At 66.2% G+C, this 15,062-nt stretch carries 16 protein-coding genes; 9 read left to right on the forward strand and 7 right to left on the reverse strand.

Going from position 1 to position 15,062, the window contains the following annotated elements; all coding sequences use genetic code 11:
• The 6 genes from JYA75_RS10085 to JYA75_RS10110 all read left to right on the forward strand — a co-directional run bounded on the left by JYA75_RS10085 (window position 1) and on the right by JYA75_RS10110 (window position 5,853).
• Window positions 1-786, forward strand: coding sequence for an enoyl-CoA hydratase-related protein (locus JYA75_RS10085; RefSeq protein WP_006934177.1), 786 nt, complete (start codon window positions 1-3; stop codon window positions 784-786).
• A 5-nt stretch (window positions 787-791) separates the two neighbouring features.
• Window positions 792-1,742 carry an EamA family transporter gene (locus JYA75_RS10090; RefSeq protein ID WP_029545748.1) on the forward strand — a complete coding sequence of 317 codons (951 nt, stop codon included), beginning with the start codon at window positions 792-794 and terminating at the stop codon, window positions 1,740-1,742.
• Between the two features lie 83 nt (window positions 1,743-1,825).
• A complete protein-coding gene (locus JYA75_RS10095) occupies window positions 1,826-3,016 on the forward strand; it encodes a CaiB/BaiF CoA-transferase family protein (protein ID WP_006934175.1) in 1,191 nt (396 codons plus the stop codon).
• A 60-nt stretch (window positions 3,017-3,076) separates the two neighbouring features.
• Window positions 3,077-3,886 (forward strand): enoyl-CoA hydratase-related protein, encoded by an 810-nt coding sequence (locus JYA75_RS10100; protein ID WP_203329940.1) that lies wholly within the window; start codon window positions 3,077-3,079, stop codon window positions 3,884-3,886.
• A 5-nt stretch (window positions 3,887-3,891) separates the two neighbouring features.
• Window positions 3,892-4,743, forward strand: a complete 852-nt coding sequence (locus JYA75_RS10105) for an enoyl-CoA hydratase-related protein (protein WP_203329941.1) — start codon at window positions 3,892-3,894, stop codon at window positions 4,741-4,743.
• Between the two features lie 75 nt (window positions 4,744-4,818).
• On the forward strand, window positions 4,819-5,853 hold the full coding sequence (locus JYA75_RS10110; protein ID WP_203329942.1) for a phosphotransferase family protein: 1,035 nt from the start codon (window positions 4,819-4,821) through the stop codon (window positions 5,851-5,853).
• Window positions 5,854-5,890: 37 nt separating this feature from the next.
• Here JYA75_RS10110 and JYA75_RS10115 read toward each other — a convergent pair whose 3' ends face one another.
• Window positions 5,891-6,484 carry a PaaX family transcriptional regulator C-terminal domain-containing protein gene (locus JYA75_RS10115; protein ID WP_338109680.1) on the reverse strand — a complete coding sequence of 198 codons (594 nt, stop codon included), beginning with the start codon at window positions 6,482-6,484 and terminating at the stop codon, window positions 5,891-5,893.
• Between JYA75_RS10115 and JYA75_RS10120 the strand changes: the two genes are divergently transcribed.
• The gene (locus tag JYA75_RS10120) at window positions 6,437-6,775 is read left to right on the forward strand and encodes an acyl-CoA dehydrogenase family protein (RefSeq protein ID WP_239010558.1); all 339 of its coding nucleotides are present in this window, start codon (window positions 6,437-6,439) and stop codon (window positions 6,773-6,775) included. The two genes, JYA75_RS10115 and JYA75_RS10120, sit on opposite strands and share 48 nt — an antisense overlap.
• Window positions 6,776-6,938: 163 nt before the next feature.
• Here the strand turns inward: JYA75_RS10120 and JYA75_RS10125 are convergent, their stop codons facing one another.
• A complete protein-coding gene (locus tag JYA75_RS10125) occupies window positions 6,939-7,952 on the reverse strand; it encodes a hypothetical protein (RefSeq protein WP_203329943.1) in 1,014 nt (337 codons plus the stop codon).
• Between the two features lie 26 nt (window positions 7,953-7,978).
• The gene (locus JYA75_RS10130; RefSeq protein ID WP_203329944.1) at window positions 7,979-9,280 is read right to left on the reverse strand and encodes an MFS transporter; all 1,302 of its coding nucleotides are present in this window, start codon (window positions 9,278-9,280) and stop codon (window positions 7,979-7,981) included.
• A 319-nt stretch (window positions 9,281-9,599) separates the two neighbouring features.
• Between JYA75_RS10130 and JYA75_RS10135 the strand changes: the two genes are divergently transcribed.
• Both JYA75_RS10135 and JYA75_RS10140 read left to right on the forward strand, forming a co-directional pair.
• Window positions 9,600-10,757, forward strand: a complete 1,158-nt coding sequence (locus JYA75_RS10135) for a LuxR C-terminal-related transcriptional regulator (RefSeq protein WP_203329945.1) — start codon at window positions 9,600-9,602, stop codon at window positions 10,755-10,757.
• 149 nt (window positions 10,758-10,906) lie between these two features.
• Window positions 10,907-11,902: a helix-turn-helix transcriptional regulator gene (locus JYA75_RS10140; protein WP_239010559.1), complete on the forward strand. Its 996-nt coding sequence runs from the start codon at window positions 10,907-10,909 to the stop codon at window positions 11,900-11,902.
• Between the two features lie 125 nt (window positions 11,903-12,027).
• Here JYA75_RS10140 and JYA75_RS10145 read toward each other — a convergent pair whose 3' ends face one another.
• From JYA75_RS10145 to JYA75_RS10160, 4 genes are all read right to left on the reverse strand, one after another.
• Window positions 12,028-13,695 carry an AMP-binding protein gene (locus JYA75_RS10145; protein WP_029545730.1) on the reverse strand — a complete coding sequence of 556 codons (1,668 nt, stop codon included), beginning with the start codon at window positions 13,693-13,695 and terminating at the stop codon, window positions 12,028-12,030.
• Between the two features lie 110 nt (window positions 13,696-13,805).
• On the reverse strand, window positions 13,806-14,147 hold the full coding sequence (locus JYA75_RS10150) for a hypothetical protein (RefSeq protein WP_203329947.1): 342 nt from the start codon (window positions 14,145-14,147) through the stop codon (window positions 13,806-13,808).
• Between the two features lie 165 nt (window positions 14,148-14,312).
• Window positions 14,313-14,738, reverse strand: coding sequence for a DUF2834 domain-containing protein (locus JYA75_RS10155; RefSeq protein ID WP_102799262.1), 426 nt, complete (start codon window positions 14,736-14,738; stop codon window positions 14,313-14,315).
• A 4-nt stretch (window positions 14,739-14,742) separates the two neighbouring features.
• Window positions 14,743-15,060, reverse strand: coding sequence for a 2Fe-2S iron-sulfur cluster-binding protein (locus tag JYA75_RS10160; RefSeq protein ID WP_006941812.1), 318 nt, complete (start codon window positions 15,058-15,060; stop codon window positions 14,743-14,745).
• Window positions 15,061-15,062: the final 2 nt, after the last annotated feature.

Raw genomic sequence — 15,062 nt, forward strand, 5'->3', positions numbered from 1 at the left:
ATGTCGGAAACCGCTACGCCCGCAGTCACATGGAGTGACGCCGCTGCCGGCGTCATGACGATCACGCTCCAGCGTAGGCCCGCGAACGCCCTGGGCCTGCCGATCATCGACGGCCTGAACGCGGCGCTGGACGCCGCCGATGCCGACGGTTCGGTGAAGGTGATCGTCGTCCGATCGGATATCCCCGGCTTCTTCGCTGCAGGGGCGGACATCAAGCACATGTCGTCGGTGGATGCAGAGTCATTTACCGCCTACGGCGATCGGCTCCGCGGGGCGCTCGACCGGCTCGCGTCGGCCGACCGGATCACGATCGCCGCGGTGGACGGTCTCGCGCTCGGGGGTGGCCTCGAGCTCGCGATGGCCTGCACCCTGCGGGTCGGCGGGGCGGACGCGAAGTTCGGGCTTCCCGAGGTCAAGCTCGGTCTCATCCCGGGAGCCGGTGGTACCCAACGTCTCCCGCGTCTTGTGGGCCGTGGTCGTGCGCTCGACATCATGCTGACCGCCCGCCAGGTCCGCGCCGACGAGGCACACGCGATCGGGCTGATCGACCGGCTCGTCGCGGCCGGCGGCGCGACGGAGGCGGCGCTCGCCCTCGCGGCCGAGCTGTGCACGATGTCGCTGCCCGCGCAGCGCGCCGTCATCCGGACGGTCGACGCCGCGTTCGACACGCCGCTCGACGAGGGCTTCCGCTTCGAGGTCGCCCAGGAGCAGGACCTGTTCGAGAGCGGGGAGGCGAAGGAGGGCATCACCGCGTTCCTCGAGAAGCGCGCCCCGCGCTTCTCCTGAGCGCCGTGTCGTCCGGATCCGCCGGGCGGGGAGCGGTCGCGCTCGCCCTGTCGCTGGTCTACCTGATCTGGGGATCGATCTACCTCGCGATCCGCCTGGTCATCGAGGAGGTGCCGCCCCTCGGCTCGATGGGTGCGCGATTCCTTCTTGCCGCCCTGCTGATGGCCGTATTTCTCGCCGTGCGCCGCGGCTGGAGGCGGCTGCTCGTCACCCGGCGTGAGGCCGGCGGTGCCGCGTTCCTCGGGGTCCTGCTCCTCGCGTGTGGAAACGGCCTGACGTCGGTCGGCCAGTTGCACGGCGTGCCCTCCGGAGTGACGGCGCTTCTCGTCGCGATGGTGCCCGTGTGGATCTGCATCTACCGTGCCGTGTCCGGCGACCGCCCGCGAGCGCTCGAGCTAGCCGGGGTGGGGGTGGGCCTCATCGGCCTGGCCGTGCTGGTGCTGCCGACCGGCGGTGACCGTTCGAGCCTCCCGCTGGTCGGCGCGGCGGTCATCGTGCTGTCGAGCCTGTCGTGGTCGTTCGGCTCCTGGATCAAGCCGAGGCTCTGGCTGCCGCAGGACGTGTACGTGGGCGCGACGTATCAACTCCTGGCGGCCGGTGCGGCGATGATGCTGGCGTCGGTGGTCACCCGCGAGCGTTTCGGGGGCGAGATCGGACTGCGGGCCTGGGGCGCGTTCGGCTATCTCGTGATCTTCGGCTCGGTCGTCGGATTCACTGCATACGCGTGGTTGCTGCACCATGCACCGCTGTCGCTGGTGGCGACCCACACGTACGTGAACCCCGTGGTGGCCGTCGCTCTCGGGTCCGTCGTCCTGTCCGAGCCGGTCACTCCTGCGCTGGTCGTCGGTGGCGTCGTGGTCCTGATGTCCGTCGTGTTGGTGGTGAGTGCGCAGGCTCGGCTTCGACGTGGGCGCGCTGCCGACCGCTCGGGGGAGACGAGCATGGTCCGCGACTGAACCGGAGCATTCCTGTGTTCTGGGAGCCTTCCCTGAACCACAAGAAGGTATTATTATCAGACCAAATTCGGGAAGGTGCAGCAATGACGCAGAACGACACGAAACGCTCGTTCACGGGTCCGCTGTCGGGTCTGAAGGTGGTCGAAATCGGTTCGATCGGCCCGGGGCCGTTCTGTGCCATGCTGCTGGCCGATCTCGGTGCGGACGTGGTGCGGGTCGACCGTGCCACCGGCGCAGGGTTGGTCGGGCCGAATGCAGATTTCCGCACCGAACTGCTGCACCGGGGACGCCGTTCGCTTGCCGTCGATCTCAAGCACCCGGACGGAGCGGAGGTGGTGCTGTCGCTCGTGGCGGACGCCGACGTCCTGATCGAGGGCTTCCGCCCCGGCGTCACCGAGCGGCTCGGGGTCGGACCGGACGACTGTGCCCAGCGCAATCCGCGGTTGATCTACGGTCGCATGACGGGCTTCGGGCAGGACGGCCCTCTCGCGCAGCACGTCGGTCACGACATCAACTACGTGGCACTCAGTGGTGTCCTGTCGCTGATCGGACGCCACGGTCAGCCGCCCACCCCGCCGCTCAGCCTGGTCGGTGATTTCGGTGGTGGCGGAATGCTTCTCGCCTTGGGAGTGCTGTCTGCGCTCTTCGAGAGGCAGCGCTCAGGCATCGGGCAGGTGATCGACGCCTCGATGGTGGAAGGGGCCGCCCTCCTTGCGACGCCGTTCTTCGGCTTCGCGCAGAGCGGGTCGTGGAACCGTGAACGCGGCACGAACCTCGTCGACAGCGGCGCACCCTTCTACGACGCCTACGAGACCGCCGACGGCAAATGGCTCTCGGTCGGCGCGCTCGAACCGCACTTCTACGCCGACCTCGTAGCCCTGCTGGGCCTGCCCGACGATCTGCCGGATCAGAACGACCGCGCGCAATGGCCGCAGATGAAGAAGGTGTTCGCCGACGCCGTACGGGGCCGCACCCTCGCGGAGTGGCTCGACGCGGCCGAAGGGCACACGCCGTGCATCGCCCCGGTTCTCGACGTCGACGAGGCGCCGTCGCATCCCCACCATGTCGCCCGCGGGACCTTCGTCGAGGTCGACGGACTCGTCCAGCCGGCCCCCGCTCCCCGGTTCAGCCGCTCGGCGGCGGCGGTGGACCGCCGTCCGCCGAGTCCGGGGGAGCACACCACCGAGATTCTGACCGACTGGGGAATCGACTCCGACCGCACCGACCAATGGCTGCGTTCGGGCGCGGTACGACAAACCCCCGCCGAAGCCTGACCGATCACACGAACTCACGGCGCCCACCTGGAACCGCCGGACCGAAGAAGGAGTGAACCCGTGACCGAGCCCACGACATGGGAAACGTTCACGCTCGAGCGACCCGAACCCGGGATCGCCGTCGTGACGTTGAACCGTCCCGAACGAATGAACTCGATGACGAACACGATGTTCGTCGAACTCGAGAAAGTGGCGTTGCAACTCGATCGCGAGGACGACCTGCGTGTGGTGATCCTCACCGGCGCCGGCAAGGCGTTCTGCGGCGGGTTCGATCTCGACGACGCCGAAGGGCTGTCGTCGTTGACGCCGATGGGGATGCTCGATCAGCAGGAGCTGGCGGCGCGGGCGCTCTCGGCGATCCGGAGCATCCGCGTTCCGGTGATCGCGGCGGTCAACGGCGCGGCGGCCGGTGGAGGACTGTCCCTGTCCCTGGCTGCCGACATCCGGATCGGCTCGCCGGCCGCGCGGTTCAACGCGGCGTTCGTGCGAATCGGCCTCTCGGCCGGGGACCTGGGCGCCTCCTGGCACCTCACCCGGTTGATCGGCCCGGCGCGGGCCGCGGAGTTCGCGTACACGGGCCGATTCATCGAGGCCGTCGAAGCGGAGTCGCTCGGGCTGCTGAACGCGGTGGTGCCCGCCGAGTCGCTGCTCGCCGAGGCGCTCGCGATGGCGCGCCTCATCTGCGCGAACTCGCCTGCCGGCGTGCAGCTGTCGAAACGCGCACTGCACGCGAACATGGAGGTGTCGTCCTACGCCGCGGCGCTCGAACTGGAGAACCGCGGCCAGGCGCTGCTCACCCGCGGTGAGGACATGCCCGAAGCGCTGGCCGCGTTCAAGGACAAGCGCACCCCGAAGTTCACGGGCCGGTGATCGACATGACGCAGATGGACACGCGAGAAAATACGTCCGTGCTGAGCAACTACGAGCCACCCCGGCTCGAGACCCTCACCCTCGAGGTGCTCGAGGACAAGATCGCCGTTCTCACGATCAACCGGCCCGACCGGATGAACTCGATGGTCGTGAAGATGTTCGAAGAGTTCAACACCGCCGCATACGCATTGCGCGACACCGACGCGCGGGCGCTGATCATCCGCGGTGCGGGAGATCGGGTGTTCTGCGCCGGGTTCGACCTCGACGAGATCAGTGTGATCACCGAAATGGGCGTGCGCGAATTCCTGAAGTTCCAGGAGACCGCGACCGGGGGCCTTGCTGCGCTGCGGCATCTGCCGTTCCCGGTGATCGCGGCGATCCACGGTGCTGCCTCCGGCGGCGGTATGTCGCTCGCCCTCGCCGCCGACATCCGGCTGGTCGCCCCGACCGCGAAGTTCAACGCGGCCTTCGTCAAGGTGGGGTTGTCCGTCGGGGAACTCGGCACCTCCTGGCAACTGACCCGCCTCGTCGGGCCGGGCCGGGCGGCCGAGATCGCGTACACGGCACGCTTCGTCGGCGCCGAGGAGGCGGTCCGGATCGGGCTGGCCAACCGGGTGGTGCCGAGCGAGAACCTCTTCGACGAGGCCGTCGCGCTGGCCGAGACGATCGCGACGAATTCCCCCGGCGGGATCCGGATGTCGAAGCGCGCGTTGCAGCGGAACCAGGAAGTGACGTCGTACGCGGCGGCGCTCGAGTTGGAGAACCGGGGGCAGGCGCTACTGACCCGATGCGCCGACATGCCGGAAGCGCTGGCCGCCTTCAAGGAGAAGCGAGCTCCGCGTTTCACCGGGGCGTAGACGTCGACGAGCGACTGCGTGCAGGACCCGGGCCGGGCGGCGCACGCCGCGGCACAATCTGATGGAGGCGAGCATATGACCTGGGAATGGACTCCCGACACCCTCGGCGCGCTGGAGCGATTTCTGCGTGAGCGGGGCATTACGGATGGGCCGCTGACAACGTCGCGTATCGGTGACGGGCATTCCAATCTGACGTTCCTGGTGTCCGACGGGGTACGTCGGGTGATCGTCCGCAGACCGCCGCCGCCGCCCGTCCCGCCGGGTGCCCACGACATGCTGCGGGAGGCTCGGCTCGTCGGTGCACTCGCCGGCAGCGGCGTGCCGGTGGCGGCCGTGCTTGCCGTCGGGCAGACCGGCGACGTGCTCGACGTCCCGTTCTACGTGATGGACTACGTCGCCGGCCCGGTGGTCACCACCGAGACTCCGGCGGCACTGAGCGCGCCGGCCGACCGTCGCCGGATCGGTGAGGCGCTGATCGACACCCTCGCGGCACTACACGCGGTGGACTGGCGGGCCGCCGGCCTCGGTGACCTCGGCCGGCCGGACGGTTTCAACGAGCGTCACCTGCGCCGCATGGGCCGGTTGGTGGCGGCCGAGGACGGGACGCCGCCGCCGGAGTTCGCGGAGATCGATGCGTGGCTCGCCGCCCACGTTCCCGCCGAGTCCGGTGCGGCGATCATCCACAACGACTACCGCATCGGCAACGTCATCCTTGCTCCTGAACCGCCGGGGCATATTGCGGCGGTGCTGGACTGGGAGCTTGCGACGATCGGCGACCCGCTGTTCGATCTGGGGTACTTCCTCGCGTCGTATCCCGTCGAAGGACAGGACCGCACGCCGACCGAAGATCTCGGTGTGGCGGTCCTCGAGGACGGCTACCCGACCCGCGACGAACTCGCCCAGCGGTATGCGGCTGCCACCGGCGCCGATCTGTCGAACCTGAACTGGTACACCGCCTTGGCTCTGTGGAAGTTGGCGGTGTTGTACGAATACGGGCGGCGGCGGGCCGTCGCCGGCGTGGGGGACCAGTACTACCGCGACGGCGCCCTGGTGCGTGCCTTTCTCGACGCCGCTCACCGGGCGGCGGGCCTGACGGCGGCCGGCGTCTGATCGGGTCGGGGCCAGCCGGTCTCCGACCCGGTGGTCCCTACTCGACGCCCGCGATCTCACGCCAGCGAGCGTGCGCTGCCGGTGTCCACTCGGTACGCAGGTCGCGCAGTCGCTTCGCCGCCCGCAGTCCGGCCCAGCCCGGCAGCAGGACCTGGGGCAGTCGGGGATCCAGGTAGGGCATCCGGCGCAGGGAATCGGCCAGCCGCAGGTGGGTGATGAGCAACTCGTCGTCCGAGGCGAATCCGCGCACGTCGAACCGGGCGAGCAGCTCGTCGTAGACCTTCTCCGCCTCGTCGAGATCCCAGGACCGCCGCACGAGTTCGGCCTCGGTGATGCCCGGCTGGCCGATGGGACCGACGAAGGTGACCGTGTTGTCGGTCAACCCCAGCGGCTCGATCGTCCTCGCGGCCTCCGCGGCGCGATCGACATGGGGGGTCACCCAGACCCCGGGGGTCGGGTTTCCGAAGCCGGCCCACCGCAATGCCGCATACAGTTTCTTCCGGCTCGAGCGGTGAGATTCGGGAACCGGGACGTTGATCACCAGCCAACGGCCGTCCCACTGGGTGACGTCGAGGCGGCGCGGATGATCTGCTACGCGGCGCTCGAGAAGCGCTCCCTCGGTCTGCCCCACACCATCGAGGCGGCGATGGCGAAGTGGTACGGCCCGCTCGTCGCGAGCGCAGCGGTCAAGGAATGTCTCCTCCTGCACGGCAACTACGGGTACTCGCAGGAACTTCCGTTCGAGCAACGCCTGCGTGATGTGATGTCCGTCGAGATCGCCGACGGTACGGCACAGATCCAGAAGGTCATCATCATGCGGGAGAAGTATGGGACCGACTTCGTTCCCTACGAGAGGCGCGGCAGCGACGCGGCCTCGTCGTGGCAGAGAGGAGCGGTCCGCCCGGCGCCGGCGACACAGTGAGTTCGTCGAGTGTCCATCACCTACCGACAGGCGAAGGGCGGACCCGAATGGCCGGGCCTGCCGATCTCATGGTGCGGATGCGAGCTCGAGTCTGAAGGTGATTCGGCCCTGGGCCACCCCTGCACCCTCAGATAGGCGCAGGGGTAGTCACGGGCTCGGCGTGTTACGCCAAGGAGGGGCGGTAGGCGTACGACGACGACCGCGACAGGGCGAATTCGAAAATGCCGAATCCGGTCTGCCCGTTCCACTCGAACGTGCAGCATCGGTCCGTCAGGGCGGAGTCGAGTGTCGTCGGTCCCACCGTCCCGTCGAGGGGATAGACGTCGAACTCTTCGAAGTCGCGACCGCGAACCTTTCCGTGGTGTCCGCCGTAACCGCCACCGGCCATGTATCCACCGCCGGCCGAGGCGTCGGCGTCGACGCGGTAGGTCGCGCCGGCGGCGGTCACGATCTCCACGGTGCCGCTGGTCAGGTCGTTGCCTGCCGTGAACGCCAGGTGGTGCCGGACATCGGTGATGTCGTCGAGTCGGCCGTCGTCGTGCATGACGGCGCCCTCCAACAGGATCCGTCCGCCGTTTCGGTCCTCGACGAGGAGGAATCCGAACGTGCGGTCCGGGAACTGGGCCTGGTACCAGATGTGCAGGCCCTGGCCTCCGGACATGGTGCGTACTCCGCGGGAGCGGTCCCGTAGTCCGTACCAACCGGTGACATCGGTCGTGGTGCCGTCCAACGTGAGCGTGCCCTCGTAGCGGCCAGGCTGGAAGAGATGGTCGAACGAGGTGACGTTTCCGTCGGTGTTCGCCACATCCACCGACCCGAGCCAGTAGGGCGCCCGGGCGTGCCAGAGGAGGTCGAGTTCGAGTCCGGTTTTGTTCTCGTCGAGCTGGATTCGCCACGCCGTGTTGTCCGCGACGGTCTCCCAGCGCAGGGGTCCGACGGACGCGGCGTCGGTGGTGTTGTGCTCTGTGGAGAAGCGGAGGTTGCGTTGCTCGGACCCGGTGGTCAGCACCACGAAGCCGTCTACGACGTTGCGCGGCGGATAGACCCCGGCACCGAGGATCACCGACGGTGCGGTGCTGCCGTCCGGATGGAGATTGAACATGAACCGGTCGAAGAATTTCTCCGGCATGTCCGGGGTGGCCCGGGTTACCAGGGCGTCGTGGAATCCGTCGGTCATTCGTGCTCCTTCTGGTCGACGGGGTATCAGTTGGAAACCGGTGATGTCATCGTCTCCTGAGCCTCATCAGCAGCGTCGACCTCTTTGTGGTCGAGGGTGAAGCGGTAGGAGCCCATCATCAGCAGGCAGGCGATTCCGATGCCGACCAGCACGATGATCGGTAGCGCGCCGGCGCTGTAGGAGCCCGTGGCGCCGTAGATCTGTCCGAGCAGGAAGATGCCGAATGCCGCGCCCTGGGCGTAGAGGAAGTAGATGAATCCCAGCACCCGACCGTACGAGTGCTTGGGGAAGTATCGGCTCACCATGTAGGCGGCGAGATCGCCCTCGGATCCCAAACCCAGGCCGATCAGTGCGGAACCCACGAAGAGCAGGCCGATCTCCGACGAGGTGATCATGAGGAAGACCCCGACGGCGCACAAAGCGAAGATGATCGAGCCGATGACTGGAGCGTAGAACCGGTCGAGCAGGTAGCCGACGAGCAGACGAGCGGAGATCGACGCCAGGCTGAGTACGGACAGGATCGAAACGGCAGTCCCCTGGCTGATGCCCTTATCGGTGGTCATCGGCACGACCTGCGACATCAGACCGAAGGTGGCCGAGGACACCACGAAGATCGCGACGGAGAGCAGCCAGAACTGCCGGTATTTCCGCGCCACGGTGAGGAGGGACTCCCCGGCCATCCGGCCCTGCAGACGTGCGGCCGCGCGCTCGGCATCGTGTTCGGCAGGCATCCGGGTGACGAATGCATAGACCGAAGCCGGGACGACGGTGCACACGGCGCCGATGACGAGGAAGGCGAGGCGCCAGCCACCCATGCCCAGCACCCAGTTCGCGAGGTAGGGCATCAGCACCCCGCAGGCGCCGAGACCGGCCATGAGGACGCCCAGCGCCATGCCCCGGCGATCTTGGAACCACGCGCTGACCACGGTGGAGTGCGCCACCGGGTTCACGGCACCCGCACCGGCACCGATCAGGATGCAGAGGGCAAAGAAGAGCATTTCGTTGTTCGGAAGGGCGGACATCAGCATGAGTCCGATTCCGAAGGCCAAGGCCATCGGTACCGAGGGCATCCTCGGACCGTAGCGGTCGATGAGGAAGCCGAGGATGACGATGCTGACTCCGACCATCACCGTCTCGATGGACAGGCCGTTGGCGATGACACTGCGGTCCCATCCGAACTCCTCGGTCATAGGCTTGCCGAGGACGTTGAACAGAACGTTGACCGTGCTGGTGCCGAACAACAGTGTGACAAAGCCGGTGATGACGTACCACCAGCGATTCAAGTGCCGCGTGGGCGCCTGCAACCCAGTCGTGCCGACTGCGCTCATGGAAGCTCCTGTGATTGATATCGGTGGTCGGGGCGGCGATGCTGCGCACGGAACCACGAGGAGTGGTCTCCGTCACACGATGAGAACATACGGACAGTCCAATGTAAAGGACAGTCCAAAGCGTTCGGATGACGTGGGACAGGAGGCAACATCGTGCTGCACATGCGGCGCAGCGTGCTCCTGTGGGCGGAGCCCGGGTGGGCCGCTGATCCAGCGGAAGTCCTCCGGAGTTCCTTCGATAGGTCATACCATTGGACTGTAGGGCCTCGGTCTAGGTACAATCGATCGGTGATTTCAATCACAAAGAGGTGGGAGTGCCGTGGACAACGAGGTCGGGATGCGATCCGAAGGTGAGTCGGATGACTTCACGTATCTCGTAGAGCGAGCCGCCGAGTGCCTCTGTACGGCCGGCAAACTGCTGGGCGACCAATCCTGCGACATGCGCTCTTCCGCCCTGTCGGTGTCGCTGGCCATGGCACGGCGTCGACTCGCCAGGGCGCTGACCGAGGGACGGGTGAGCGGAACGGACATCGAGGACGCGTGTCGAGTTCTCGTCCGCATCGAACACCTCGAGGAGGAGTTCGCCAAGGTCGAGGCGATTCGTCCTGTCGCCGAAGTGGTCGAGGTGCACGACGCGGCACTCCAACTTCGGGAGCTTCCGCCGCGCGAGATCATCGAGTCGGCTCCAGAGGTCGTCTGCACCGCGTTGCCGTTCGCACGCTCGTTGATTTCCGCGGTGTCGGGCACTCGGTGGCAGCCGCGCCGCCTCTATCTGCGGCCCGAACTCGACGGCTCCCCACTGGACTTCTCCGACTACGTAGACTCCGCCGAACTCTCGTTGGTGGAGGCACCTCTGGAAACCGAGCTGGTACGTCGACGGGTTCCGGCGCTGGTTGCGGCCCCGGCCGATGACAACCGCACACACAAGGAGATGGTCAGTGCGTCCCGGACGTCGGCGTACGTTGCTGCGCCGGTCATGTCCGGGGGAAAGGTCATCGGGCTGCTCCATGCCGATCGTCCTGGGTCGACCGATGCGCTCGACCCGGGTGATCGAGACCGATTGGACACGTTCGCAACCATCCTGGCGATCATTTACGAACAGGCCGTTCTCAAGCATCGATTACAACTACAGCGTGCACGGATCGAGAAGTCATTCGACGCAACTCAGGCCATGCTCGATCGGATCTCGAAGGCCGACGCGATTCTCTCCCGCCGTGCCGAAGGTCCGGCGGACGGTGCCGATGGCAAGCCCGACGACCACCATGTGGTCGAACTGGCTTCGGTACTGACCTTCCGGGAACGCGAGATCCTCTCCCATCTCGCCACCGGAGCAACGAACAGCCAGATCGCCCGAGCACTGGTCATTTCCGAGGGCACCGTGAAATCGCACGTGAAAGCGGTACTCAAGAAGCTGCACGCACCTACGCGCGCTGCCGCGGCTGCTCTCTACTCGGGCCAGGCTCGACGACAGCGATGAAGGAGAAATCTCACGGGCAAAGAGCCGCCCGGGCCGCCGTCGACCGCGAATTGTCACACGCCGTCATCGCCCTCCTCGACCAGCTCCGGAACACCTACGGCGTCGGCCCGCGTACCTGCAAGACTCGGTCGGAATCTCTCGACACTCGAGTGACACTGCTGGACGAAGCCACCGAATCTGCGTTCACCGTGCTTACCGAACTCGACCCCGAGCGGCAACGGGCACTCGGTCGACTCATCGTCGATCTCCAGGACTTGCGCCGGCGAATCCGCACGGAGCATTCCGGACCGGAACATGTGTTCTCTCCCCACGACTTCGCCGGCGCGATCCGTCGTCTTCGCGGAGCCGAGTCGGTCGCCGGTCTCCGCAAACTCATCTGCCGAGAAGTGGCGCACACCGCCCACCTCGACCGAATACTGTTGTCCGAGGTACACAACGGAACGTGGACAGCGCTCGAACTCTACAGCGTGGCAAGGACGGAAGAGGTACTCCAGTTGCCGCACGCCCTACCCCTCACCTCCGAATCGGCCGAGGGCAGGGCCTGGGAGACACGGTCGGCGGTACTCGCCGGATCGGACGCCGACATCGGACCGAGCCCGGAGGTTGCGCAGATGCTCGCCTCGAGCTCGTACGTGGTGGCTCCGATCACCGTGTCGACCGGTGTGATCGGGCTCGTGCACGGAAGTCGCACCACCGGTGAAGCGTTGGATGCGGTGGTACGAGATGTGGTTGGCGCATTCGCGCGAAGTTCCGGAACGCTGTTCGAACGGGTGATGCTCGCCGATTGCCTCAGCGAACAGAAGAATCTGATAGTCCAACGATTGCAGCAGGAGGCCAGGGAAGCCGAGCTTCTCGAGCATGCCGATGTGCATTTCGTCGACGAGAACTCCACTCGGTGGGCCGTCGCGCCGGCGGGGGGCTTGAACGAAGACCTGGGTACCCCGGTGCTCGGCTCTCTGACTGCTCGTGAACGCGAGGTCTTCGCACTGGTTGTCCGGGGCGCCTCCAACGCCGACATCGCCGAGGAGTTGGTGATCAGCATCTTCACGGTGAAGACACACGTCAAGAAGATTCTCCGAAAACTGGGCGCGATGAATCGGTCCGAAGCCATCTACCGCTACCTCGAGATGACAGGCTCGCGGTAGGCAGCTCGAGTCCTTTCGCTGACGGGCAGATACGCGGCGGCCAGCGATCTCGAAGTGCACGACTCCTTCGTGGCCTGCCGTCCGAGGTCGGCTCCCGATGAGCCGCCCCGGGCGGCGGTAGCCGATCAGGCGTCGGCAACCGATTCGGCTGCCTGTTTGCGGAGGAGGAACTTCTGGATCTTTCCGGTCGCGGTGGTAGGGAGTTGATCCACAACCACGAGCTTTTCCGGAATCTTCTGCATCATGGCCTTGCGTTCGTTCCGGAGGAAGTCGGCCACCTCCTCCAGAGTCGGCGCGGAGCCGTTGACGACGATGAAGGCGCACACCTTCTCGCCGAGGCGGGCGTCAGGCATCGACACCGCCGCTGCCGCAATGATCCGCGGATGTGCCAAGAGGTGCTCCTCCACCTCCCGTGCCGAGATATTCATGCCTCCCCGGATGATGAGGTCCTTGATTCGTCCCGTGACCCGGAGATAGCCGTCCGCGTCGACGCGGCCGAGATCACCGGACGCGAGGAATCCCCGGCCGTCGACCGCCGCGGCCGTGCGCTCGGGATCACGCCAGTATCCGAGGAAGATGCCCGGTCCTCCGTAGAAGATCTGACCTTCCTCGCCTGCCGGCAGGACGGCCCCCTCTCCGTCGCGGATCTCGAGATCGACACCGTCGAAAGCCCGCCCGTCGGAGGAGAGCACCTTCTCGACGGGATCGTCGACGCGCACGGCCGTCACCAGAAGTCCCTCACTGCTGCCGTACACCGGAAGGAGGGTGCAATCGGGGAGCGCCGCCTTCCAATTCCGCAGTAGGGTTTCGGGGATCGGGGCCCCGGCGCTCACCCAGAGTCGCATCGAGCTCAGGTCGTGAACTGCGCCGGCCTCGATCGCCCCGAGCGCCATCTGGAGGAACGGCGTCGCGGCCATGCTGACCGTGGTCCTGTACTCCGCGATACGTCGAAGTCCCTCGTGCGGCTCCCACACGTCGAGAAGGTGAATTCCGCTTCCGAGGATCAACGGTGTCGCCACTCCCACGGCGAGCCCGGTCGCATGCGTCACCGGGGACGGCATGAAGACCACATCGTCGGAATTCAAGCCCATCACCTCGCGACCGAGACCGTAGACGGTGAAGGACAGGGTGTTGAACGTGTGCTGGCAACCTTTCGGGCGTGATTCCGTCCCGGAGGTGTAGATGATTGCGTGGGCGGCATCCGCCGACGGTGGCGATCCGAGCTCGTCGTTACCGGGCACATGGTCGCCGGCGATCAGCGAATCGAACGCGAGCTCTCCAACGCCTACCGCCCCGCGTACGACGACGACGTGCTCGAGTCCGGTCACCTCGCGGCGTACCTCGGTCAACATGTCGGCATAGCGGAACTTGCGGAATTCCTCGGTGACGAAGGAGATCTTGGCGCCGGAGTGCTCGAGGACGTAGCGCACCTCGTCATGTCGGTAGACCGGCATCGTGGGCACCAGAACGGCGCCGATCCGGGCCACGGCCACATAGATGACGACGAATTCGTTCCAGTTCGGCAGCTGCACCTGCACCCGGTCGCCAGGGGCGACTCCGAGTTTTCTCAGGGACGCCGCGAGACGGTACGCCTGCGCGCGAAGCTCGCTGCGGGTGAGCACGCCGTAGCCGTCGGTGACGGCGACGAAATCCGGATCTGTCTCCGCCCAGCGGTCGATGTGCTCGGTCAGGCATTCGTCGCGCCAGTAACCGTGCGACCGGAACGCGTGCAGAGTGCTCGCGCTGTAGCGGTCCTCGGGGAGGATTGCCCCTGAGTGCTCCATGACATCCATGTGCAGATCCTTGCTTTCAGGTGCCCCTCCGCAGCGGGAGGCGGGCCCAAGTTGGTGGTCGAATCATGATGTCGACCGGAATGAGGGAAAAGAACGGTTCGGCCGCGATCTCAGCCTTCCGGGCGAAGGAAATGTCTCGATGGGATGAGCCGTCGGGTGTGGGCGCGGATATGCCGCATCCCCACCCGCGTGGTCCCAGGTAGATCGACTTCGGGGGAGGTACGCCTCGACTGCTTCGGGGCCCAGCTCGCCTGCACCCGGTGTATCGGTCCCGCCGGGACTACCCGGTCGGATCGTCGAGCGCGCCCTGCCGCGTCCACGTCGGCCTCGGCGTCTTCGGGGCCGTGCCAGACCACGTGTACGTCGTTGGGAGATTCCTCGGTGATCATGACGCGCGAGGTGGGTGCGCGCCACTTACCTCCGATGAGGAAGGCGTAGTTGTTCTCGGTCATGGCCGGTTCCTGTCGTCAGTTCGAGTTGTTTTGTGAATACGCACTTCTGCGGCAGAAGCGACGTGTTCGCGCGCCCGTCCTCCATGTCGGTCCCTTGGCGGTGGTCGTGCACCTTCCGAGGGACGGCGATGTCGAGCTCGGCTCGACACAGGGTCTTGTCGGCTGCTAGTCCTGCATCACACCGGATCCCGGGGAGTGCACCTCGGCCGTCACCGGTCGACCGGCCGTCGTGCGAGTCAGGAAGCGCTCGCGGGCAATAAGATAGAAAGGGAAGGCCATCGACACGCCGATGTAGGACAGGAGCACGAATACCACGCCCCACTTCCGGCCCATGCCGATCCGAGCGGTGTCCGTGAGCACCCACACAACGAATACCGTCCACGCGATCAACATGTCGATACTCAGGAAGGCAGCTGTTCCGCCAGGTGCGAGACCATCACCGAAGAATGCCACCGGGTTGAGGATGTTGCCGCCGTCGCCGATCCAGTCGAACGCGAATGGCCACGTCAAGAGTACTGCAGCGATCCCGACGACGAGGTAGAAGGCGTGCCTGACGTTCATCGTGGTGTCCCCGCGCATCCGAGTCGTCATCGACTCACCTACTGTCTGCGACGCGGATGTGAATCTCGTTGTCGCTGTCGTCGACGACGAGCTGGCAGGACAGGCGGGACTCGTCGTCCGCGGCGTCCAGATACGCGATCAGATCCGTCTCTTCGTCGGTCGGTGGGGTGAAGCAGTAGCTGTACTTCTTGGGGAGGTGAACGTGGCAGGTCGCGCATGCACAACTGCCGCCACATTCGGCGACGATGCCGGGAAGATTGTTGCGCAACGCGGCGTTCATCAACGTCTCGCCGGGTTCGACGTCAATCCGCGCCGATGTCCCGTCCGGCAGATGGTACGTAACTTTCGTCATGT

It is taken from the genome of Rhodococcus sp. PSBB066, from assembly GCF_017068255.1.
GTDB classification, from domain to species: domain Bacteria; phylum Actinomycetota; class Actinomycetes; order Mycobacteriales; family Mycobacteriaceae; genus Rhodococcus; species Rhodococcus aetherivorans.